This is a genomic window from Solirubrum puertoriconensis (assembly GCF_001483135.1).
Lineage (GTDB): Bacteria > Bacteroidota > Bacteroidia > Cytophagales > Hymenobacteraceae > Solirubrum > Solirubrum puertoriconensis.
Genome location: NZ_LNAL01000006.1, coordinates 260,799 through 283,374 on the forward strand (window position 1 = coordinate 260,799; position 22,576 = coordinate 283,374).

General features: G+C 61.1%; 14 protein-coding genes. 4 read left to right on the forward strand and 10 right to left on the reverse strand.

The window, feature by feature from the left end:
• Positions 1-68 precede the first annotated feature (68 nt).
• Complete coding sequence (locus ASU33_RS05970; RefSeq protein ID WP_059069249.1) at positions 69-1,187, forward strand: DUF6268 family outer membrane beta-barrel protein; 1,119 nt, start codon at positions 69-71, stop codon at positions 1,185-1,187.
• Between the two features lie 185 nt (positions 1,188-1,372).
• Here the strand turns inward: ASU33_RS05970 and ppk1 are convergent, their stop codons facing one another.
• The 6 genes from ppk1 to ASU33_RS06005 all read right to left on the reverse strand — a co-directional run bounded on the left by ppk1 (position 1,373) and on the right by ASU33_RS06005 (position 10,188).
• A complete protein-coding gene (gene ppk1 / locus ASU33_RS05975) occupies positions 1,373-3,460 on the reverse strand; it encodes a polyphosphate kinase 1 (protein WP_059069250.1) in 2,088 nt (695 codons plus the stop codon).
• A gap of 60 nt (positions 3,461-3,520) precedes the next feature.
• Entirely contained in the window at positions 3,521-4,021 is a 501-nt protein-coding gene (locus tag ASU33_RS05980) for a SixA phosphatase family protein (protein ID WP_059069252.1), read from the reverse strand.
• A gap of 204 nt (positions 4,022-4,225) precedes the next feature.
• Positions 4,226-5,953 (reverse strand): GEVED domain-containing protein, encoded by a 1,728-nt coding sequence (locus tag ASU33_RS05990; protein WP_078062914.1) that lies wholly within the window; start codon positions 5,951-5,953, stop codon positions 4,226-4,228.
• 369 nt (positions 5,954-6,322) lie between these two features.
• A complete protein-coding gene (locus ASU33_RS05995; protein ID WP_078062915.1) occupies positions 6,323-7,555 on the reverse strand; it encodes a M43 family zinc metalloprotease in 1,233 nt (410 codons plus the stop codon).
• A gap of 254 nt (positions 7,556-7,809) precedes the next feature.
• Positions 7,810-9,174 carry a GTPase HflX gene (gene hflX / locus ASU33_RS06000; RefSeq protein WP_078062916.1) on the reverse strand — a complete coding sequence of 455 codons (1,365 nt, stop codon included), beginning with the start codon at positions 9,172-9,174 and terminating at the stop codon, positions 7,810-7,812.
• A 111-nt stretch (positions 9,175-9,285) separates the two neighbouring features.
• Positions 9,286-10,188 carry a GNAT family N-acetyltransferase gene (locus tag ASU33_RS06005; RefSeq protein WP_059069261.1) on the reverse strand — a complete coding sequence of 301 codons (903 nt, stop codon included), beginning with the start codon at positions 10,186-10,188 and terminating at the stop codon, positions 9,286-9,288.
• 229 nt (positions 10,189-10,417) lie between these two features.
• Between ASU33_RS06005 and ASU33_RS06010 the strand changes: the two genes are divergently transcribed.
• Together ASU33_RS06010 and rfbC are read left to right on the forward strand one after the other, a co-directional pair.
• Complete coding sequence (locus ASU33_RS06010) at positions 10,418-11,560, forward strand: glycosyltransferase family 4 protein (protein ID WP_059069263.1); 1,143 nt, start codon at positions 10,418-10,420, stop codon at positions 11,558-11,560.
• Positions 11,561-11,618: 58 nt separating this feature from the next.
• Positions 11,619-12,164: a dTDP-4-dehydrorhamnose 3,5-epimerase gene (gene rfbC, locus ASU33_RS06015; protein ID WP_059069266.1), complete on the forward strand. Its 546-nt coding sequence runs from the start codon at positions 11,619-11,621 to the stop codon at positions 12,162-12,164.
• Positions 12,165-12,279: 115 nt separating this feature from the next.
• On the opposite strand, the gene ASU33_RS06020 is transcribed toward rfbC, so the two are convergent.
• The gene (locus ASU33_RS06020; RefSeq protein ID WP_059069268.1) at positions 12,280-13,587 is read right to left on the reverse strand and encodes a UDP-N-acetylmuramoyl-tripeptide--D-alanyl-D-alanine ligase; all 1,308 of its coding nucleotides are present in this window, start codon (positions 13,585-13,587) and stop codon (positions 12,280-12,282) included.
• Between the two features lie 106 nt (positions 13,588-13,693).
• Here ASU33_RS06020 and ASU33_RS06025 point away from each other — a divergent pair, with 106 nt between their 5' ends.
• The gene (locus ASU33_RS06025; protein WP_078062918.1) at positions 13,694-15,970 is read left to right on the forward strand and encodes a T9SS type A sorting domain-containing protein; all 2,277 of its coding nucleotides are present in this window, start codon (positions 13,694-13,696) and stop codon (positions 15,968-15,970) included.
• A 126-nt stretch (positions 15,971-16,096) separates the two neighbouring features.
• Here ASU33_RS06025 and ASU33_RS06030 read toward each other — a convergent pair whose 3' ends face one another.
• The 3 genes from ASU33_RS06030 to ASU33_RS06040 form a co-directional block, all read right to left on the reverse strand.
• On the reverse strand, positions 16,097-16,879 hold the full coding sequence (locus ASU33_RS06030) for an amidohydrolase (protein ID WP_078062919.1): 783 nt from the start codon (positions 16,877-16,879) through the stop codon (positions 16,097-16,099).
• A gap of 161 nt (positions 16,880-17,040) precedes the next feature.
• A complete protein-coding gene (locus ASU33_RS06035; RefSeq protein ID WP_059069274.1) occupies positions 17,041-18,198 on the reverse strand; it encodes a methionine aminotransferase in 1,158 nt (385 codons plus the stop codon).
• A gap of 34 nt (positions 18,199-18,232) precedes the next feature.
• On the reverse strand, positions 18,233-22,456 hold the full coding sequence (locus ASU33_RS06040; protein ID WP_059069276.1) for a PAS domain-containing protein: 4,224 nt from the start codon (positions 22,454-22,456) through the stop codon (positions 18,233-18,235).
• Positions 22,457-22,576 lie beyond the last annotated feature (120 nt).

Sequence of the window (22,576 nt, forward strand, 5' to 3'; positions counted from 1 at the left end):
CATCGTTAGAAGCAAGACGCCCACAGCGCACCTGATATCGACTCATCGGCGCCTAGCCGCTCTCCCTCATGCTTTCACGTTTCCGTCCGTACCGCGGCGGTGCTGTTTTTGCGCTGCTGCTTGCTGCTGCCTCGGCCCAGGCGCAAATCACGCCACCGGGGCAAGTGTACCCGCGTCCGTTGCCCGCTCAGCCCGATTCGGCCACCGACGAGCAGGAGTTTGCTACCCCATCCGTGGTGGGCATGGGCCCGAGCAAGGGGCTTATTTTCCACTACGAGCGCATGCCCCGCTTCCGGGCCGAATCGAATGCGCAAGTAGTAGGCCTGCGCGATTACGCCACCGAGGCCGAGAAGAACGCCCGCCTCGTGATTAAGGGCTACATTCCCATGCTCAACAACCCGCACCTGAAGCTGATTTTGGGGGTGAACTACGAGCGCGAGGAATTTCAATTCCGAAACCCGCCCACCGAGTACGAGCTCTACGACAACATCGAGGACAAGGGCCTGAAAACCCTAGGTGCGCAGCTGGCCGTTATCCGGCCTGTCAACGAGGTGAATTGGTACATCTTCCGGGTGAAGGGCGAGCTGAGCGGCGACTATACCTCCTCGGCCCTGGCGCTGCGCGACTACCTGCGGGTGTCGTCGGAGTTCTTGTACGGCTGGAAACGCAGCCCCTCGTTTTCGTGGGGCGTAGGCGTGCAGCTGGGCTACACCTTTGGCCGCCAGAGCGTGTACCCGGCCGTGCTCTACAACCGCACCTTCAACCCGCGGTTTGGTATCGAGGCCCTGTTTCCGGCCCGCGTAACCATGCGCTACAACACTTCGCCCAACTCCATCTTCTACGCGGGCTACACCGTCGATGGCTTCAACTACATCATTAAGCTGCGCAACCCGCTAAGCCGCCGCGTCGACGACGGACAGCCCGACCCCAACTCCAAGGCCTTGCGCACGCTCGAGCTCCGCGAAACCGAAGTGAAGTTCCGCGGGCGTTGGGAGCGAGCCATCTTCGATTTCCTGTGGCTGGGGGCCGAAGCCGGCTACCGCTACAACTACGCATTCGACGCCTTCGACCGCACCAACTCCGACCGCCTCAAGATCATCGACTCGAAGTTTGCCGGTGCGCCTTATGGCAGCCTGGAGCTGTTTATCACCCCGGCCATCATCAAAGCATTTGGCCGGCAACCCTAGGTGCAGCAGCATTTAAATGCGAAGTAGCGCGGACTTCAGCCCGCGTTTGCTGAAACGGTTGGTGAAGGGGCATCATCGCCCTCACGTTTTCGTTCTGGCAAACGTGGGCTGAAGCCCGCGCTGCATCATTTCTAGGTGACAACGCCCGATATTTCAGTCAACAGGCTCTATACCTAGTATTTATGTTACTTACGGCGGCTCTTCTTGCGCAAGTACTCGTAGGTAGCAAACTGGGCCCGTACAGGCTCGGCGTTGGGACCGCGCAGCAACTCGTTCTGCCAATCGCGCGACTTCGTATTGTCCTGCCGTTGCAGGTCAACCAGGTGCCGCACTTCGTTGCGGATTTCGGGATTGTAGATGGGAAAAGCCACCTCCACGCGCCGTTCGAGGTTGCGCGTCATCCAGTCGGCTGAGGCTACATATACCTGCTCCTGGCCGTTGTTGGCAAACACGTATACCCGGGCGTGCTCGAGGTACCGATCCACGATGCCCCGCTGCGAAATGTTGTCGCTCTGGCCGGCTTGCCCCGGCACCAGGCACGAGATACCCCGGATGAGCAACTCCACGCGTACGCCGGCCTGGCTGGCCTCGTACAGCTTCCGGATCATTTCTTCATCCTGCAGGGCGTTTAGCTTCAGGATGATGTAGGCCTCCTGGCCTGCCTGCGCATTGTGCATTTCGGCTTCGATAAGCTGGTGCAGGCGCGGCCGCAGCTCAAACGGCGCTACCAGCAGGTGCTCAAAGGCAGCAGGCTGCTTGTGGTTGCGGAAGAAATCGAATAAGCGCAGTATCTCGTCGGTAAGGCGGGCGTCGGCCGTAAACAGGCCGTGGTCGGCGTATACCTGCGAGGTGGCTTCGTTGAAGTTGCCGGTGCTTAAGTAGGCGTACTGGCGCGGCTTGCCCTCTTCTTGCCGGGTAATCAGCAGCAGCTTGGCGTGCACTTTCAGCTCGGGCACGCCGTAAATAACGGTGGCGCCGGCCCGCTCCAGCTTTTCGGCCCAGCGAATATTCGATTCTTCGTCGAAGCGCGCCTTTAGCTCCACCACAACCGTTACGCGTTTGCCGTTTTGGGCTGCTTTCAGCAATGCTTTTGCTACGGCACTCTTATCGGCCACGCGGTAGAGCGTAATGGCTACGTCGGTTACGTCGGGGTCTTTGGCGGCTTCGCGCAACAGCCGCGTTACGTAATCGAACGACTGGTACGGGAAGTGGATGAGGTGGTCGCGCTCAGCCATGGCCGCCAGCATCGAGTCGTCTTTGCGCGGCAGCGTGGGGTGGGGCAGGGCCGGCTGGGGCGCGTACTGCAGCTCTTTCAGGCCAAACCCCGGAAAGCCAAAAAAGTCGCGGAAGTTATGGTAGCGGCTGCCCTCCACCAACTCTTCGCGGCCGATACCGGTTTTCTGCATAATGGCGCGCAGCACCGGCTTGGGCATGGCGGGGTCGTAGAGCAGGCGGGCAGGGTAACCGGTTTCGCGCTTTTTCAGGCTGCTCTTGATTTTAGACAGCAGGTTGTCCGATACCTCTTCCTGGATATCCAGCTCGGCATCGCGCGAAATCTTGATGCTGTGCACCTCCACCGAGCGGTACTTCGGGAACAACTCGGCCGCGTAGCACCGGATTACGTCGTCGAGAAACATAACGTAGCGCTCCTGCCCGCGCGCAGGCAGCTCCACAAAGCGGCCGCCGTGGCGCTTGGTGGGCAGCTCCATTACCAGCACCCGCTCTTCGTCCTCGGCTTTCTTGCCTTTTACCGGCTGCGTAAGGTACAGCGTGAGATACACGGTCTGGTCCTTCAGAAACAAGTAGTGCAGGTTGTCGTCGAGCACCATGGGCGAAAGCAAATCCTGCACCCGCTCCCGAAAGTAGTGGTGTACCCAGCGGCGCTGCTCCTGGTCGAGGTCGCGCTCCGTAATCAGGTGAATGTGGTGGCGGTGCAGCTCGGGCAGCAATTGCTCGCGGAAGGTGGCGCCAAACTGCTCTTGCTGCCGGCGTACCTCCTCCAGCACTTGCTGCAGCTGCTCGGTGGGGTCGTCGCCGAGTTTTGCCCGCGTTTTGCGCTTCAGCTTCTGCAGGCGGCGCAGCGTGGCCACGCGTACCTTAAAGTACTCGTCGAGGTTGGAGGAGAAGATGGCCAGAAACTTCAGGCGCTCCAGCAGCGGTACGTCGGGGCACTGCGCCTCCTGCAGCACCCGCGCGTTAAAGGTTAGCCAGCTAAGCTCGCGGTTGTGCAGGGTAGGCTCGGGGGGGAAGGGTGAGGAAGCAGGGTGCGGCATAGCGGACAATCGCAGCCAAGCAAAACGGCCTAGGTGGGGTTCCCGTGCCGAGGCGCCTAACTACTCATCGTGGTGGTTCTTGGGGTAGTCGTAGAAGTAGAACTCGGAATTGGCGCGGTGCACCTGCGCCCATTGGTCGGCATGAAAGTGCAAGCACACCACGGCGGCCGTGGGCATGTCGTTCAGGCTGCGCGTCGACAGCATATTTACCGTGTCGGTGAGGGTAGGGTTGTGGCCCACCAGCAATACGCTGCTGGCCTCGTCGGGTAATTCTGTGATGATATCGAACAGCCGCTCGGCATCGGCTTCGTAAATACCGGGTATCACCTGTATGCTATCGGGCGGGTAATTCAGCTCCTTGGCTACCAGTGCAGCAGTGCTCAGGGCGCGCACTGCCGGGCTGCTTACCAGCAAGTCGGGCTGAATGTTGCGGCTGGCCAGCGCCTGCCCCATGTGCGGGGCATCGGCACGGCCGCGGCTGTTGAGGGGGCGTTCTTTGTCGCTCAACCCGTCGAAGTTCCAACTCGACTTGGCATGGCGCATCAGGTACAAGGTTTTCATCGGGAATGCAGGAGCTTCAGGGTGGCTGTTTGCTTTACTGCCACCCTGGCAAAATAGTTATTGAGGGCGGCAACCTAGGGCAGCAGTGTAGCGCAAAATTTGTTCCGCGCTACAGGGCAATGGCCTTTGGCCACGAAAAAGCCCGCTTCACCTGGGGCGAAGCGGGCTTTTTGTTGTGGGTTGTAACCCGGGCGTATCCCTAGGTTACTGCTTCACGAAGCGTTGGTGAACTACCGTGCCGCCATCTTGCACGCGCAGGGTGTACACACCGGCCGGCAGGCTTTGTACCTGCAGCATGCCCGAGCCGTCGTAGCGCACTTGCTTCATGGCCGCGCCGCGTGCGTCGAGCACTTCTACCTGCACGTTGGCGGGGTTGTGCTCGGCCGGCAGCACGAGGTTCAGTACGTCGGCAGCCGGGTTCGGGAACAGTTTGTAGTCGGCAGCGGTAGCCGGGCTAGCAGTCGAAGTACGCAGGCCACCCGTGATGTTGATGGTGTAGTCTTCGGTTTCGCCGTAGCTGTAGCTGTTGCAGCTGGTGGTGGCCGAGTTGTCGCTCATTACCACGCGCAGGCGGGTTGCGCCGCTCTTGGCCGTGGTTGGCACCGTAAAGGCGCTGCTCAGGGTAGAGCTGCTGCTGCTCGAGCGGCTGGCTACCAACTCACCCGAGTCGGTGAAGTCGCCATCCTTGTTGTAGTCGATGTAGATCTTCCAGTACTCGGTGTAGGCCGATGAGGCGTAGCCAGCCGAGTAGTAGATGGTTTGCGTAGAGCCGGCCGCTACCGAGGTGCTCAGGGCCGTGCCGTTGTAGTAGCCGGCATCTTTGCTCGAGGTACGGTTGATCGAGCCCAACTGCACCAAGTCAATCCACTCGTAGCTTACGCTATTGCCCTTCGAGGCGCAGTAGGTAGGCGTGGTGGGCGGGGGCGTAGTGCCCGGGGTGGTACCGCCGGTAGAGGTGAGCAGCGAAGCGCGGGCGCCGCCGCTAGCAAACAACGCATTCATGCGAGCCGATTGGCCCGTGCTGAACATGTACATGCAGGCGTCGTCGGTGTAGTCCATGTAGTTCATGAACATGTCGCCGTTGGGGCCGTTCGAGCACGATGCCTTCGGGAAAGAGGGGCAGCCGTAGTTCTGGGCACCTTGGTTCGGCGTGTCCGACACGTTGTCGGTGCCGGTGCAGGCGCCGTTGTCGTCGCCCCAAATGTGGTTCAGGTTCAGCCAGTGGCCTACTTCGTGCGTGCCGGTGCGGCCTAGGTTAAACGGAGCCGTAGCCGAGCCGCCTTTGCCAAATGCCGTCGTCAGGATTACCACGCCATCGGTAGCGGCCGGGCCGCCGGGGAACTGGGCATAGCCCAGCACACCGCCCGATAGGTTGCACACCCACAAGTTCAGGTACTTGCCGGCAGGCCAGGCATCGAGGCCGCCATAGGTCGAGCGCTTCATCTGGTCGTCGGTACCCCACGAGGTTTTCGTGGTTTGCTTGCGCTGGATGCCCGTGGTGGGGTTGCCGTTGGGGTCTTGCTTAGCGAGCGTAAACTGAATACCGGCATCGGCTGCCAGGCCTGCAAATGCAGCGGGCACTTTCGATACGTCGGCGTTCAGCTTACGGAAGTCCTCGTTCAGCACCGCAATCTGCGACTGAATCTGGGCGTCCGAAATGTTTTGCGCGGTGGTGTTGTACAGCACGTGCACCACTACCGGGATGGTTACCGTAACCGCGGTGCCGCGCTGCGCCGTGGTTTGCGGGCGAGCTGTAAACGATTCGGTTTGGGCTTCAATGGCGGCGCGGCGCTGCGCCAGCGTAGGGTCGGCGGCTATTTGAGCAGCCAGGTTTTCCATGGTAGCGCACTGACGAACGGGTGTCGTTTGTGCCTTTGCTCCCGATGCGACTAGGCCCAAGCAGGCCAATGCAGCGTAAAAGGTTTTCTTCATGAAAAAATGGTTTGGTTGTGGAGAAAGAGGGGCGGGGAAATGAGAGAATCGAAAATTAGGGCCGACAATTATGATATTCCGCTACAGAATCGCAACTGTTTATTGCCAAATTTTTAAATCCGGCAAAAACTATTACTCGAGCGACTTACTGACGAGGTTTTGTTAAAGCAAACGTGTACTTTTGCTAGCGAAAGTTGAAAATTGCACTTAGCAAAGTATTTGTTTTGCTTTGTTATTTTACCTGTGTGTCAGTCGTTTGCTCTGCTGATGCGACTACGCAGGACCGTTTTCTGATGGCTAAATGCCACGTAAGAGCCCGCCCTTAATCAAGGCGGGCTCTTGTGTTTTAGTCGGATATCGGCCTAAAGCCTACTCTTTTACGAAGCTCTGCTGCGTTACCTGCTCACCATCGGTGATGGTGAGACGGTACAAGCCCTTGTTCAGGTTCTCCACGTGTACTTGGCCAGTGGCGGCATCGTAGCGGGCACCGCGCATTACTTGGCCGTGGATGTCGTACACGGTAACAGTGGCGCGCTCAGAAGTGCGCGTGCCAATGTTCAGCACATCCGTTGCCGGGTTGGGGTAAGCCGATGTTTTGGTTACGCTGGCAGTGGTGCTGGCCGTAACCATTGAAGCACGCGGGCCGCCAGCTGCAAACACAGCCTCCATGCGCGCCGCCTGCCCCGCCGTGAACATGTACATGCACTTGTCATAAGTGTAGTCCATGTAGTTCATCGACATATCGCCCTGGTTGTTACATGTGATTTTCGGGAAGGCCGGGCAGCCGCCGTTGCTGGTTTGCTGCGTGGGCGTATCGGCTACGTAGTCGTTGCCGCAGGTGGCATCGCCCCAAATGTGGCGCAGGTTTAGCCAGTGGCCTACCTCGTGGGTAGCCGTGCGCCCTAGGTTGTAGTTGGCGGCCGTGCCATTTGGCAGCGAGGAGTACAGCACTACTACGCCGTCGGTAGCCCGGGGGCCACCGGGGAACTGAGCGTAGCCCAGCAAGCCCCCGCCTAGGTTACACACCCACAGGTTGAGGTACTTCTCCGGCGAAACCGGGTCGCTGCCGCCGCGCTTGGTAATCTTCACCGCGTCGTTGCTGCTGAACGAGCTGGTTTTGGTTTGGCGGCGTACTACCTGGGCCAGCGAAAAGCGCACGTTCACGGACGAGGCCAGGCCGGCATAAATGCCCGGAGTCAGGCTGGCATCGGTGTTGGTTTTGCCGAAGTCTTGGTTTAGTACCGCAATCTGATTGGCAATGGCCTGATCGGATACGTTCTGAGCAGCCGTGTTATACACCACGTGCACCACCACCGGAATAGTAATGGGCGTAGTAGCGGTGGTACGGCGGCCGGCGGCATTCGCCACGAACGAGCGCGTATGGGCTTCGATGTTGGCCATTCGCTGACCCATTGCGGGGTCGGCGGCCATTTGGGCGGCTAACACCTCCATCGAGGCGCACGAGCGTTCGGGCAGTTCGTCGGTGCCGCCGCGCACTACCGGCTGGCGTACCTCTTTGTCGCGGGTGCCTTGGGCAGCAGCCGTCAATGTTGTCCCGAAACCTAAGCCAGCAAGGGCAATTGCGTAAAGGGTTTTCTTCATAAAGCGGTGTTTGGTTTTAAAAAGTGGGAAAGCAGGCTATCAATAGACGAGTATTTTACATGATTGCAAAAAATAGGTTAATAAATTTTTAATTAAGTAAAGTATATATAGCTGCTGTATAGCTCTTTAAACTTCTGCTGTGGGCCATAATAATTTTTGGCTTCCCAAAGGCACCGGCTGCAATTGGTATTGTTACAAAAGCAAACGAGCCGCTACCTAGGGGCAGCGGCTCGTGCACCAGCCTGATTTCAAGCTTATTCGGCTTCGGCCGTGTACGCCGATAAATCGGCAAAAGGCGCATGGCCGGGGTATTGCTGCTCGTACAGGGTGCGTACGTGGCGGGCTACCATTTCGCGCAGCTCGTCGATGTTGACGCGCTCCTGCGCCGACACGAAGATTACCGGATCGTGCAGGCGAGCCATGTACGAGCTTTTCAACTGCTCCAGCGAGGGGCGGTGCTGGTGCTCTTCGCGGCTCACCACGTCTTCGTCGTGGTCGGGCTCTACGTCGTGCAGGTGCTGCGCAATGTCCACGTCGGTGCTGTATTGGTCGATTTTGTTGAACACCAGAATGGTGCGCTTGTCGGCGGCGCCGATATCCTTGAGCGTATCGTTCACCACCTGAATGTGCTCCTCGAACATAGGATGCGAAATATCCACTACGTGCAGCAGCAGATCGGCCTCGCGAATCTCATCGAGCGTTGATTTAAAGCTCTCAATCAAGCGCGTGGGCAGCTTGCGAATAAACCCTACGGTATCGGAGAGCAGAAACGGCACGTTCTCGAGCACCACCTTGCGCACCGTCGAGTCGACGGTAGCGAACAGCTTGTTTTCGGCAAACACATCGGCGCGGCTCAGCAGGTTCATCAGGGTGCTTTTACCCACGTTCGTATAGCCCACAAAGGCTACGCGCACAATGCCCGTGCGTGATTTGCGCTGGGTTTGGCTTTGCTTATCGAAATCTTTGAGCTGGTCTTTCAGCAACGAAATCCGGTCGCGCACTACGCGGCGGTCGGTTTCGATTTCTCGTTCGCCGGGGCCACGCATGCCCACGCCGCCGCGTTGGCGCTCCAAGTGAGTCCAGAGGCCGGTTAGGCGGGGCAGCAGGTATTGGTACTGCGCCAGCTCAACTTGGGTGCGGGCCGTGGCGGTTTTCGCGCGCAGGGCAAAAATATCAAGGATGAGCAGCGTGCGGTCGAGGATTTTCACCTTCAGTTCCTTCTCAAGGTTGCGCAGCTGCGAGGGCGACAAGTCGTCGTCGAAGATGACGGTGGTAGCGCCGGCGTGCTGCACGTAGGCCTTTATTTCCTCGAGCTTGCCCGAGCCCACAAAGGTGCGGATGTCGGGCTTCTCGAGCTTTTGCACGAAGCGCTTAATGGGTACGGTGCCGGCGGTTTCCGTCAGAAATGCCAACTCGTCGAGCGACTCCGTGATGATGGCGTCGTCTTCGCGCTTATCGGGTACGGCTACCAGCACGGCTTTTTCGGCCTCAAGAGCGGTTTCGTAGGTAGCGGTTTTGTTGCCTTTGGCTAGGATGCGGCCTACCCGGCCCTTCACCGAATCGGTGGCGCCGGGGTGGCGGGTGCTGTTTTGGCGGCGTTTGGAAGAGGGGTTGCCCATAGCTGAGAATCGGAAAGAAAAAGAAGCCCGCCAGCCGGCAGGCTTCTTCAAAGATTATACGAAAAAGGAAAGTTGGAGGCGAAGCAAACAAGCCGCTTGTGCAAGCAACGCTTATTTGAGCGTAAGGCTGTACGCCGCTACCTGCGAAATCTGCTCGGGCGTAAGTTGGCCCTTGAAGCCGGGCATTTTGCCTAGGCCGTTGGTTACCATATACTCGCGCCCCATTTGGTTGAGGTTGCTTTTGGTAAGGTCGTGAGCACCGTTGAGGCCTAGCTTACCGTTTTGGCCATGGCAAATGGCGCAGTTCTGCAAAAACAACGTTTTGCCGGCATCGGCAATGGCTGCTTCGGCCGGGGCTGCCACTTCGGTGCTGGCCTGCTGGCCCGCCACCTCCGCCGCTCTGGCTGAGGTGTTGTCGGTGCAGGCACCTAGGGCTACGGCCAGTAACCCCGCTGCGGCAACACCTAGGGCCGAGCGTAAACCATGGGAGGCGGCAGTTGCGCGCGGGCGGGCCCATTGCCACATTTCGCCTTCGGTCGGGTCGAGTGCAGGGCCAACAAATTGCAGCCCGGCCTTCTCGAGCACGCGGCACGAAGCGTTGCGCTCGGGCAAAGTGAGAGCCTGCACACGCTGCACGTCGGGGTGTTCGAAGGCAAATGCTACCAGTGCCTGCGCCACCTCGGTAGCCAAGCCCTGGCCACGGTACTCGGGCATCAGGCTGTAGCCGATTTCTACGTTGCCTTCGGCATCGGGGCGCCCCTTAAAGCCGGCAAGGCCAATCAGTTGCTGAGCCTCGCGGTGCACTACTAAGTACGTCCACCAACCCAGCAGGGCAGGTTGTTGGCGCAGGTGCTGATAACCGGCACCTAGGGCCTGCACAGCCTCGGGCGAGCCGGGCCAGTTTGGAGCAGCAGCAACGCCAAGCACCGCCGCCAGCACGTGGTGGCCCGCCAAAGCCGCCTCAAAGTGAGCCGCAGTGCAAGGAATAAGCTGAAGACGCGGAGTTTCAATCATAGCTGGGTGGGCGCGCAGGTTAGCTGCTGCAAGGTACGGCCAATTGATTGGGCTGCGGAGCTTGCTAACGCAGCAAAACGGCCATTGTAGTATGTAAGAACACGTTGTTGCGGCTAAACGTGCCCACCCATTTCGTTGTGCAACCACTTGGCTGATCAACCGTACCATGCGCCACCCGCGTGGTGTGCCTACCTTTGCAAACCGGTAGCCCTACAGCGCCGGCTTTTTTATGCGCGTTGCCATCGTTATCAATACCAGCTGGAACATCTGGAACTTCCGCCGCAACCTGGTGCAGGCCCTGCAGGCGGCCGGCCACGAGGTGCTGGCCATAGCCCCGCCCGATGCGTACTCGCAGCGGCTCGAAACGGAGCTGGGCTGCCGCTACGTGCCCATTCCGATGGAAAACAAGGGCACCAACCCCGTGAAGGATTCCCTGCTCACCAAGCGCTTCTACGACATCTACCGCCGCGAGCGGCCCGATGTGGTGCTGCAGTACACCATTAAGCCCAACATCTACGGCACGCTGGCCGCCAAGCTGGCGGGCATTCCGAGTGTGAACAACGTATCGGGCTTGGGCACGGTGTTTATTGTTAAAAACCTGGTGAGCAAAGTTGCCCTAGGGCTCTACCGCTTTGCCTTTCAATTTCCGAAGCGGGTATTTTTCCAAAACAACGACGACCGGCAGCTTTTTCTGGACCACGGCCTAGTGCAGAAGGAAATTACCGACCTGTTGCCCGGCTCGGGTATTGATGTGGATAAGTTCCGGCCCGACCCGGCCGCACCCGTACGCCACGAGCCCTTCGTGTTCCTGATGATTGCCCGCGTGCTGTACGAGAAAGGCGTGGAGGAGTACTTCGAAGCGGCCCGGCAAGTGCGCGCGCAGGTGCCCGGTACCCGCTTTCAGCTCTTAGGGGGCATCGACGAATCGGGCGGTGTGGGCGTAAAGCGGGCTGTGTTTGAGGAGTGGCTGCAAGCCGGCAACGTGGAGTACCTAGGCACCTCCGACGACGTGCCTGCGCACATCCGGCAGGCCAACTGCGTGGTGCTGCCCTCGTACCGTGAGGGCACGCCCAAAACCCTGCTCGAAGCCGCTGCCATGGGCAAACCCCTGGTGACTACGGATGTACCGGGCTGCCGCGAAACCGTGCTGGATGGCCAAAACGGCTACCTGTGCGAAGTGCGCTCGGCCGACGACCTAGCCGCCAAAATGCTGCAGGTACTGCGCCTGCCCGATGCCGAGCTGCGCCGCATGGGCGAAGCCTCGCGCCAGCTGGCCGAACAGAAATTTGATGAACGCATCGTGCTGCAGAAATACCTTAAAATCGTGGACGAAGTAGGCCTGCGGCGCCAAGGCGCGCGGCAAACTGCCTAACTTGCCGCTGCGTACGTACGAGCCCCTGTATTTACCGACTCCTGTATTCTACCCCCCGATGGAAGTAATTAAGCACCCGCTGGCTGGTGTTATCGAGCTTGTTCCGCGTGTATTTGGCGATGCCCGCGGCGCCTTTTTCGAATCGTTTAGCGCCCGTTTGCTGGCTGAGAAGGCTGGTATTCAAGAGGAATGGGTGCAAGACAACCAATCGTCGTCGCAAGCCGGCGTGTTGCGTGGGTTGCACTTTCAGCGGCCGCCTTATGCGCAGGCCAAGCTGGTGCGCGTGGCCAAAGGCCGGGCCCTCGATGTAGTAGTGGACATCCGCCGCGATTCGCCCACCTACGGCCAACATACCAAGGTGGTGCTCGATGCCGGGCGCGCCAACATCCTGTATGTGCCCACGGGCTTTGCGCACGGCTTTTTGGCCCTCGAAGATGACACCATCTTCCTCTACAAGTGCTCTAACTATTACCACCCGGCTTCGGAGGGTGGGCTGATGTGGAACGACCCGAAGCTAGGCATCGAATGGGGCGTAGAAAACCCTAACGTTTCGCCCAAAGACGAGGTGCACCCGTTATTGGCCGAGTTCGATTCGCCGTTTTAGGCCTCACGCCGGGCGGTTGTTGCTGCGGCCGCTACCTGTTTAGCTTGTAACCACAACGCCCGTACGGTTTCGTACGGGCGTTGTGGTTTTTGCTTATGCGGTGCAACGCTCGGTTCTACAGCAGTTCCATCAGCGTTTCCAGGCCCATGCCGCGCGAGCCTTTCACCAAAATCTGGCGCTCGGCTAGCGGGTACTGGCGCAGCCAGTCGGCGGCTTCGGCTTTGGTAGCAAAGTGCTGAAAACCGGGGCGCACGGCATGTTGCATGTCTTTGCCCACCAGCACCACGGTGCCAAACTGCTGCTGAGCCAGCAACTCACCCAGGGCACTGTGCTCGGCTTGGCTTTCGGGACCTAGCTCGAACATATCGCCTATTAAGGCCACTTTTTGACTGGCCTCGCCGGGGCGGGCAGCCAAGCTAAGAATGGCGGCGGCCATGCTGCTGGGGTTGGCGTTGTATGCATCCAGAATTACCTGGTTGCGCTCGGTACGCACCAGCTGCGAACGGTTGTTGGTGGGGTCGTAGGCGGCCAGGGCAGCCGTAATATCGGCGGTAGGCACACCGAAGTGGGCGCCAACCGCGGCAGCCGCAGCCAGGTTCACGAAGTTGTAGGCACCGGTAATGGCAGCCTCCACGGGGGTGCCGTCGAATAAGCGCATGCTTACGTGCGGGGCGGCAGCTACCAGCTCGGCCGGGTAAGTGTCGCCGGCGTTGGGGTAGGTGATGCGTTGGGCTACGGGCGCGCTCAGCTCGGGTAGGCGGGCATCGGCGGTGTTCACGAAGGCCGTGCCCCCGTGGGCGGCCACGTACCGGAACAGCTCGCTTTTGCCTTTGGCCACGCCTTCTATCCCGCCAAAGCCCTCGAGGTGGGCTTTCCCAATGTTGGTGATGAGGCCGTGCGTAGGCTCGGCGTACTGGCAGTAGCTGTCGATTTCGCCTTGGTGGTTGGCGCCCATTTCCACCACGGCCATGTCGTGCTCATCGGGCCTGATAGTGAGCAAGGTAAGCGGCACGCCTATGTGGTTGTTGAGGTTGCCGCGGGTGTATTGCACCCGAAAGCGGCGGCTAAGCACGGCGTGCAGCAACTCCTTGGTGGTGGTTTTGCCGTTCGAGCCGGTGATGGCTACGATGGGCATGCTGCCCAGCTGGCGGCGGTGGTGCAGCGCCAGCTGCTGCAGGGCCAGCAGGGTGTCGGGGGCGTAGAAGTACCGCTCGGGGTTGGTGGCGGCCAGCTCGGCATCGTCGACCACGGCAAACAGAGCGCCTTTTTCGAGGGCCTGCGGAGCAAACGTGGCGCCCCGGAAAGAGGGGCCGTTCAGGGCAAAAAACAAGGTGCCATCTTGCGGCTGGCGCGTGTCGGTGCTTACGGCACGGCACTGCTGAAAGCGGGCGTAAAGGTCGGCGGTGGTGGCAGAAAGCGACATACGGCGGGGTTAAACGTAGCAGGGGCAAGGAACCCCGGCAGCAAATTTTGTTATTTGTTTGTGCTCGTTCAGCATTTGTCGTCGTTCTTCTGTTTTTCTGCCCGTTATGCCCCGATTGCTACCTGCCCTAATGGCCTTGCTGCTCCCCCTAGGTGCGTTGGCCCAAACCAGCCAGTTTGGCCTGGAGTACCGGCCGCAGGCGGCGGGCATTAGCAACGGCGCGGACGAACTGCCGCTGGCCTGGACGGGCGGACTGAACAGCCCGCAGTTCTCCAGCATCGATTTGAACGCCGACGGGCAGCAAGATTTGTTTGTGTTCGAGCGGATGACCAACCGCGTGCAAACCTACCTGAGCGTGCCCACCGCCAGCGGCGGCCGCGGCTGGCAATACGCCCCCGAGTACGAGAGCCTGTTCCCCGGCGACCTGCAGAACTGGGCCTTGCTGCGCGATTACGACTGCGACAACCGCCCCGACCTCTGGACGCAGATTGGCGGCGGCGACGTGCGGGTGTTTCGCAACGTGGCCAATGCCGCTGGGCGGCCCACGTTTCAGCTAGTCAGCAATCAGCTAACCTACAACTTGGGCTCGGGCCCCGGCGGTTTTAACATTCGCCTAGGTGGCTACGACATCCCGGCCATTCAGGACGTAGACGGCGACGGGAAGCTCGATATCCTGTCGTTCGACTTTGCCAGCGGCAGCTACCTGCAATACTTCCGCAACACCAGCGCTGGCTGCGGCGGCTTGCAGTTTCGGCAGGAAAGCGACTACTGGGGCGGCATCATGTCGTGCTTTAGCACCTGCACGGGCTACGCCACGGGCGGGGTAGCCTGCCGGCCCAACGGTACCAACCACACGGGTGGCTTTGGCTTGCTGCTGCAAGATTTCGACCAGGATGGCGACCAGGATTTGCTGCTGGGCCGCGACGGTTGCCCCGAGTTGGTGGGCTTGCGCAACACCGGCACCGCCCAACTGGCCGCCACCAACAGCAGCAGCCAGCTAGCCACGCTGCCCAACGGCCTAGGAGTGGTTTCGCTGGTGAACTACCCCGTACCCTTCAGCCTCGATGCCAACCAAGATGGCAAGCCCGATTTGGTAGTAGCATCGGGACTGCTCGATAACACCGACCGCGTGAGCCTGCGCAACAACGTGCAGCTGTTCGAAAACACGGGCACGGCTACGGCGCCTAATTACGTGCGCCGCACCACGGGTTTCCTGACCGATCAGATGCTCGACGTGAGCGAAGGTGCTGCCGCCGCCTTCGCCGACCTCGACGCTGACGGCCTCGTGGATATGCTTGTGGCCAACCACGGCGAGCAGTACGGTGCGCCGTTCACCGAAACCAACTACCGCGCCACCCTGGCTTTTTACCGCAACGTGGGTACGCGCAGCCGGCCGGTGTTCAACCTCGCCGACGCCGATTACCTAGGGCTGTCGGCGCGTAATTTCCGCGGCTTGCGCCCCACGCTCACCGACCTTAACCGCGACGGCGCCGTGGACCTCGCCTTTGGCGCTACTCACCAAGGGGCATCGTTTGTGTTCTACTTTCTGAACACGGCCGCTGCCAACCAGCCGGCCACCTTCAACACCACCCAGCTTACTTATCTGCGTAACTTAGGCAACACCGCCGGCGACACGCCTTGTTTTGCCGATGTGGATGGCGACGGTAACCTCGATTTGCTGCTGGGTACCAACTCCATCAACACCGTTGGCTCGCTGCTGTACTACCGCCGCAACCCGGCGCAGCCCTTGGAGGAGAGCTTTAGCTTGGTGAATGATGATTTTGGCCGCATCAGAATGGCTAATGGCGAGCGGCCGTTTACCCTAGCACCCACCGTAACCGATGCCGACGGCGACGGCACCCCCGACCTGCTCACCATCGACCATACCGGCGTGCTGCGCATGTACGCCAACTACCGCGCCCAAAACGGCACCTTCGTGGAGCGCACCGACTTAGTGCTCAACAGCCGCACCGGCCAGTACGAGGCTACCCACCTAGGCGCCAACACCCGCGCCCGCAACCACGTGGTAGCCGCCGACCTTAGCAACGACGGCGCCCCCGAAGTGGTGGTGGGCCTCGAAACGGGCGGTTTGCTGCTCTACGGCACGCGCAACCGCGTTACCAGCACCCGCAGCAACCAAGCCGCCGCGCTGGCGCTGCAGTTGTACCCCAACCCCGCCACCACCAAAGTAGTAGTAGAAACCGCTGCGCCCACGCGCGTGGCAATCCGCGATTTGCGCGGACGCGTGGTGATGCAAGCCACCGCACCTGCGCGCAGGCATCAGCTCAAGGTGCAAGCGCTGGCGGCAGGCGTGTACTTGCTCGAAGCTACCGATGCCGAAGGCCGCCGCGGCGTGCAGCGTTTTTCGGTTGTCGGGTATTAGCGGACAGTTGTTGGCCCCGAATCAGACCTAAGCTTTGGCGTCTAGCTTTCAAAAAGTGCAGGAGCAGCGAGCAGCGCTCCGCGCATCTAGTGCAGGGCCAGCATACAACAGGTTCTAGTTGCTAATTCATAGCTGCAACTCGTACGCGTCGCCATCCAGCAGGGCCGGAAAGCGCATGCGGTACGCCTCCAGGTCGGCGCGGCGCAGGGTGCGCGTGATGCTGGTTTCCTGGTTGCCTACTTCCACCAGGTACTCGCCTTTCATGTCGAGCAGGGCCGAGTCGCCCTCGTAACTGTTGCCGCGCAAATCGGTACCTAGGCAATTCACACCCATGGTGTAGGCCAAGTTTTCCATGGCGCGGGCACGCAGCAGGGTAATCCAGGCGGTGCGGCGGGCAGCAGGCCAGTTGGCCATGTACAGCAGCAAATCATAGGGCTCGGCGGCAGTGTTGCGGCTCCACACCGGGAAGCGCAAATCGTAGCAGATCAGTGGGCAGATGCGCCAGCCGCGCCACTCCTCTACGAGGCGGTGTTGGCCTGGGGTGTACACCTCATGCTCACCGGCCATCCGAAACAAGTGGCGCTTGTTGTAGTGGCTGAAGGTGCCATCGGGGCGTACCCACAGCAGGCGGTTGTAGTAGTGGCCGTCTTCTTCGGTAATCACGCTGCCCGTAACCACGGCATCGCGCGAGGCGGCCAGGTTGCGCATCCAAGCCAGGGTGGGGCCCTCCACGGGCTCGGCTAGCTGGGCGGCCTCCATGCTAAAGCCCGTCGTGAACATTTCGGGCAGCACCAGCAAATCTGTAGCAATAGATATGGCGTCGATGTGCGAGGCCAGCTCGGCACGGTTGTCTTCGGGCTTGTGCCATTGCAGCGAAGCCTGGACAAAAGAAACTGTTAGGTCGGACACAGGTGATGGGGAGGTAGGGCGTAGCGGATTGTCCGGCATGTTACCTAATCCTGGGCGCAAACACAACCTAGGCCAGGAGCAGGTATCTACGAAAAAAGCAAACCGGCCGCGCTGCAGTACAAACAGTGCAGCGCGGCCGACAAGCAGGCGTTGGCTCGCAGCTACAGTTGGCGCAGGCGCTCGGCGGCGGCACGCAGGGTGCTGTCTTGCTTCGCAAAGCAGAAGCGCACCAGGCCGTGGTCGGTTTGGTTGTGGTAAAAGGCCGATACGGGCACCACGGCTACGCCGGCCTCGGTGGTAAGGCGGCGCGCAAACGTCACGTCGTCTTCGTTGGGGGCAATGCGCTGGTAGCGGGCCAGCTGGAAGTACGAGCCTTCAGAGGGCAGTAGCTCAAAACGCGTATCGCGCATCAGCTCGCCAAATAAGTCGCGCTTTTGCTGCATAAACGCGGGCAGGTAGTCGTACGAGGCTACGTCGCCCAGCACATCGGCAATGGCCAGCTGCGAAAGCGTGCTCACGCTGAACGTAACAAACTGGTGCACGCGGCGCACCTCGGCGCTCAGGGCGGGCGGTGCCAAGCAGTAGCCTACCTTCCAGCCGGTGGCGTGGTAGGTTTTGCCAAACGACGACAGCACGAAAGCCCGCTCGCGCAGCTCGGGGTACTGCAGCGCCGAGCGGTGCGGCCGCTCGTCAAAAACCATGTGTTCGTACACCTCGTCGCTCAGCAAAAAGGTTTGCGTGGGCGCCAGAATTTTGGCTAGCTGCTGCCAGTCGGCATCGGTGAAAACCGCGCCGGTGGGGTTGTGCGGCGTGTTTACCATTACTAGCCGCGTACGCGGGGTAATAGCCGCCTTTATCCGCTCCCAATCGGGGCGAAAATCGGGCACCGTGAGCGGCACGTACACGGGCGTGCCGCCTTGCAGGCGAATGGCCGGGCCGTAGAGGTCGTAAGCAGGCTCGAGTACTACTACCTCGTCGCCGGGTTGCACCACGGCGGCCAGCACGGCGTACAGCGCCTCGGTGGCGCCAGTGGTTACGGTTACGTCGGTTACCGGGTCGGGGGCGGGTACGCCGTACACGGCGGCCGTTTTGGCGGCAATCAGCTCGCGCAAGCGGGGCAGGCCGGGCATGGGCGCGTACTGGTGCTGCGCACCTAGGGTGTGGCGTTGCAGGGCTTCGGTAAGCGCAGCGGGCGGGTTGAAATCGGGAAAACCCTGGGCCAGGTTGATGGCGCCGTGCTCCGCAGCCAACTGCGTCATTACGGCGAAAATGCTGGTACCTACGTCGGGCAGTTTAGACGAGAGCGTGGGAGCGGGCATAGCAGGTAAAAAGATACGAGCCGGCAAAGTACGGCTAGCGCGCCGAGCTTGCCGCATGGGGCGCTGGCGCAAGCGGCAGCCTGATGCGGAAGGTGGTGCCCTGGCCCACCTGGCTTTGCACCTCCAGGCGGCCGCCGTGTATCTGCACAATGCGCTGCACCAGGTACAGGCCCATGCCCGAGCCCTCCACGTGGTCGTGGAAGCGGCGGAACATCTGGAACAGCTCGGCGCCGTAGCGCTCCAGGTCGATGCCCAGGCCGTTGTCCTGCACCACAAGAATGGCGTACTCGTTTTCCACCGCCGAGCACACCCGAATGTAGGGCGCGCGCTCGGGCGAGGCGTACTTAATGGCGTTGCTGATGAGGTTGTAGAACACGCTTTGCAGGTTGGGCCGCACAAACGACATAGCCGGCAACGCCGAAAAATCGGCCTCGATGGTAGCGCCGGTTTTACGCACCTGCTCCCGAATGCTTTGCAATACCTCCTGCGTGAGCAGCTCCAAATCAACCAGCTCGGCCGGCACTTGCTGGCTTTGCTTCTGCACTTGCACCAGCTCGCTCAGGTCGCTGATGGTGTCGTAAATCTGATGGAGGGAGTGCTCGAACATGGCGGTAAGCCCGGGCGCGTCGGGGTCGTCGTAGCGGGCCATGCGCGTGAGCTCGGCAAAAATCCCGGCCATGTTGTCGATGGGTTGCTTCAGGTCGTGCGAGGCCGTGTACACGAAGTTGTCGAGGTCTTGGTTGATGCGCACCAAGTCGGCGTTGCGCTCCTCCAGCTCCTGCTGAAAGCGCTTGTAGTCGTCGATGTCGGTGCTGGTGCCAAACCACTTGATGATGCGGCCCTCGTCGTCGCGCATGGGGCGGGCCCGGTGCAAAAACCAGCGGTACTGCCCATCGGAGTGGCGGCGCAGGCGGTTTTCGTGTTGGTGGTAGCGCCCTAGGCGAATGTTCTCGGCTAGCGTTTGGGCAGCTTGCTGGCGTTCGGCAGCGGGTACCAAGTGGGCCCAGCCATCGTTGCGGGCTTGCACCAGTGTCATGCCCGTGTACTCGCGCCAGCCTTCGTTCAGGAAGTCGATGGTGCCATCGGGCTCCAACGTCCAAACCAATTGCGGAATACTATCGGCCAGGAAGCGGAACTTTGCCTCCGAGGCTCGCAGCTCTTCCTGCAGCTCGTACTGTTCGTGTATGTCGGTCGAGGAGCCGTAGAGGCGCACCACGGTGCCTTGTGCGCCCACCTCGGGTATGCCGCGCACCAAATGCCAGCGGTACTGCCCGTCGCGGCGGCGCAGGCGTATTTCAATGGCGTACGGCAGGCGGTCGGCCAGCGACTGCGCCAGCTGTTGCTGCGCCGGCCCTAGGTCATCGGGGTGGATGGCTTGGGCCCAACCGCTGTCGGGGCCTAGCAGGGTGGGGTCGAGCGGGTCTTGGCCGGTAAGCCGGAACCATTGCGGGCTGAGGTAATCGAGGTAGCCCTGGGCATCGGCCGTCCAGATAATCTGCGGAATGCTATGCGTCAGAAACCGGAAGCGCTCCTCCGAGCGGCCCAGGCGCTCCTGCAATTCCAGCTGTTCGTGCACGTCAATGATGGAGCCGTACCACTGCGTTACGTGCCCGTGTTCGTCGAGCATCGGGAGCGTGCGCCCTAGGTGCCAGCGGTACTGCCCGTCGCGGCGGCGCAGGCGCAGCTTGCCCGTCCAGGGAGCATTTTCGCGGCGGGCCCGCTCGAAACCCACGTTGCAGGTGCGGCGGTCGGCGGGGTGCAGGTACTCCTGCCACGGAGTGCTCTCGGTGCCGGAGCGGCCGGTGTAGGCGTACCATTGCGGGCTTACGTACTCGAGCTGCCCGTTGGCCCGCTGAATGTAGCTGATGATGGGCAAGGCTTCCGTCATGGCCCTGATCTGCACGTCGCGGCGGCTTACCTCGCCGGCCAGCTCCTCGCTGCGTTGCTGCGTAAGCACCCGCTGCGTGGCTTCAATGCCAAATAGCAGCACGCCCTGGGTGCGGCCTTGCTCATCGAGCAGGGGCTGCAGCGTAAAGTCGAAGTAGTGTAGCTCGGGCCGCTCCGTGAGCGGACTGAGCAGGGCCAAGGAGTAGTCGCGCTGCGTAATGGTTTTTCCCGAGCCAAATACTTCGTTTAGCATCGCAACGAGGCCCTGCTCCTGCAGCTCGGGTACCGATTGCGCCACCGACAAGCCCACGCGCATGCGGCCGCCCATCAGCTCGGCGAAGTTGGGCGTGGCAAAGGCGCAAATGTGCTCGGGCCCCAGCATGGTAGCCACGTAAGCCGGTACCTGACCCAGGATTTGCTGCAGCTGCCGGTCTTTTTCGAGCATGCGCTGCTGCACGCGCTTGGCATCGTCGATGTCGGTGCAGGTGCCAAACCACCGGCTGATGCTGCCGTTGGCATCGCGCAGGGGCAGCGCCTGCACCAAGTACCAGCGGTAGCGCCCCTCGTGGCTGCGGATGCGGCACTCGGCTTTGTAGGGCATGCCGCTGTGCAACGAGTCTTGCCAGCGCTGCTCGGCCGTAGCCACGTCGTTGGGGTGCAGAAAGGTGGTCCAGGGGCCAGGGCTGATTTCCGTAACGGGCTGGCCGGTGTAGAGGTGCCAGCGGCCGTTGGCGTAATCCTGCTGACCGGATGCATCGGTAGCCCACACCAGCTGCGGAATGAACTCGGTAAGAAACCGAAATTGCTCTTGTTGGCGGCGGGTTTCGGCCGTGGCCAGGGCCACGGCCTGCTGCGTGCGCAACTGCTCCGTTACATCGAGGGCAGCCATCAACACACCCTCGATGCGCCCGCGCGAATCGTAGAGTGGGTGGATGGAAATGTTGATGTGGCTGACGTCGGCCTCGCCGCCACCCAGCGGCGAAACGGGCACGTTCTCGAGGCGGCTCAACTCGCCCGTGCGGTACACCTCATCGAACAGCGCCAACAATGCAGGGCCTGGGCTGGGGTGCGCGGCGCGTGCCGGTTTGCCTACCGAGTCGTCGGCAACAAACGGCCGCGCCTGGGCCGAAACGTACTCGATTACGTGGTCGGGGCCGCGCATTACCACCAAGTGCATCGGCAGCTGATCGAACTGGCGTAACAGGCGGCGTTGGCGCTGCTGGCGCACTTTGCGCTCGTGTATGTCGGTGCTGGTGCCCAGCCAGCGTACTTGCTCGCCGTTGGGCACCACGCGGGCCTGCGTCAGAAACCAGCGGTACTGCCCATCGCGGTTGCGCAGGCGGTATTCGGCCTCAAACGGGGTACCGCTTGCCAAGGCATTAATCCAGTTCTGCGCTATGGCGGCGCGCTCGTCGGGGTGCAGGTGCTGCTGCCACCCCGCCTCTGCCGACCAAAAAGCCGCCGCGGGCTCACCGCTAAACTCTTCCCAGCGCTTGTTTACGTAGCCGGCGGTGCCTTCGGCGTTCGTCATCCACACAATCTGCGGAATGCTGGCGGCCAAAAACTCCAGTTGCTGCTGCTGCTGGCGCACCTCGGCAGCGGCTCGCTCGGCAGCGTGGCGGGCGCGCACTTGCTCACTTACATCCACGGCCACCACCAGCACGCCTTCCACCTGGCCGGCTTCGGCACGCAGTGGCTGCAGGGTAATGTCGAGGTAGGTAGGCTTGGTGGCGTGCGCTTCGGCACCTAGGGGGTACACGGCCTGCTCGCGCAGCACCACTACTTGCCCGCTGTTGTAGGCTTGGTCGAGGATGCGACCTAGGGCGCGGGTTATCGGCCGAACATCGTTTTTATCGAGCGGTTTGCCCAACGGGTGCGAGCCGCTGAAGCGTGTGGCCGAGGGCGACTGGTACACCAGCCGGTGCTCGGGCCCCGTTACAATAAGCAGCTGCACGGGTAGTTGGCCTAGCTGCTGCAACAGGCGCTGCTGGCGCAGGTACAGCGCCGAGGTAGCTTCGGGCTCGGGCACGCTAGCTGTTTCGGCGCGGCACAGCAGGTAGCGCGGCTTGCTGCTGCTTGGCTCGGCTACGGGCGTTAGGGCGAGCTGCAAAGCACCTAGGGCAAGGTGGGTAGCGGCCGGGTTTTGCTGCGCGTCGGCTAGGGCCTGCGCCCAGGTGCTGGGCGGTATGCCATAGGGTGCAAATGCCTCGGTTATGGGTTTGCCCACCAGCTGCTCGGGCCTGCAGCCAAGCAGTTGGCCCACGGCCGCATTGGCCGCCACCACCCGGCCCGAATCGGGACAAATAGCGAGGTGAGGTGCTGGCAACGCATTGAACAGCAACGCAAAATCGGCGGCGGGGATGGTTGCCATAACCTAACGAAGGGCCCGTGTGCAACGGACTCGTTTCAGCCAAATATAGCAACCTACGGTAGCAATTAATGGCGTTTAGGCCAAGTTGCCCGTGGCATGCCCCACCCCCGCACCTAAGAT

Coding starts and splice junctions, on each gene's coding strand:
- ASU33_RS06020 (WP_059069268.1), bottom strand. CDS start 13,587: ATGTCGCTTTCTGCCACCACCGCCGACCTTTACGCCCGCTTTCAGCAG.
- rfbC (WP_059069266.1), top strand. CDS start 11,619: ATGGAAGTAATTAAGCACCCGCTGGCTGGTGTTATCGAGCTTGTTCCG.
- ASU33_RS05990 (WP_078062914.1), bottom strand. CDS start 5,953: ATGAAGAAAACCTTTTACGCTGCATTGGCCTGCTTGGGCCTAGTCGCA.
- ASU33_RS06040 (WP_059069276.1), bottom strand. CDS start 22,456: ATGGCAACCATCCCCGCCGCCGATTTTGCGTTGCTGTTCAATGCGTTG.
- ASU33_RS06025 (WP_078062918.1), top strand. CDS start 13,694: ATGCCCCGATTGCTACCTGCCCTAATGGCCTTGCTGCTCCCCCTAGGT.
- ASU33_RS06035 (WP_059069274.1), bottom strand. CDS start 18,198: ATGCCCGCTCCCACGCTCTCGTCTAAACTGCCCGACGTAGGTACCAGC.
- ASU33_RS06005 (WP_059069261.1), bottom strand. CDS start 10,188: ATGATTGAAACTCCGCGTCTTCAGCTTATTCCTTGCACTGCGGCTCAC.
- ppk1 (WP_059069250.1), bottom strand. CDS start 3,460: ATGCCGCACCCTGCTTCCTCACCCTTCCCCCCCGAGCCTACCCTGCAC.
- ASU33_RS06010 (WP_059069263.1), top strand. CDS start 10,418: ATGCGCGTTGCCATCGTTATCAATACCAGCTGGAACATCTGGAACTTC.
- ASU33_RS05980 (WP_059069252.1), bottom strand. CDS start 4,021: ATGAAAACCTTGTACCTGATGCGCCATGCCAAGTCGAGTTGGAACTTC.
- ASU33_RS05970 (WP_059069249.1), top strand. CDS start 69: ATGCTTTCACGTTTCCGTCCGTACCGCGGCGGTGCTGTTTTTGCGCTG.
- ASU33_RS05995 (WP_078062915.1), bottom strand. CDS start 7,555: ATGAAGAAAACCCTTTACGCAATTGCCCTTGCTGGCTTAGGTTTCGGG.
- hflX (WP_078062916.1), bottom strand. CDS start 9,174: ATGGGCAACCCCTCTTCCAAACGCCGCCAAAACAGCACCCGCCACCCC.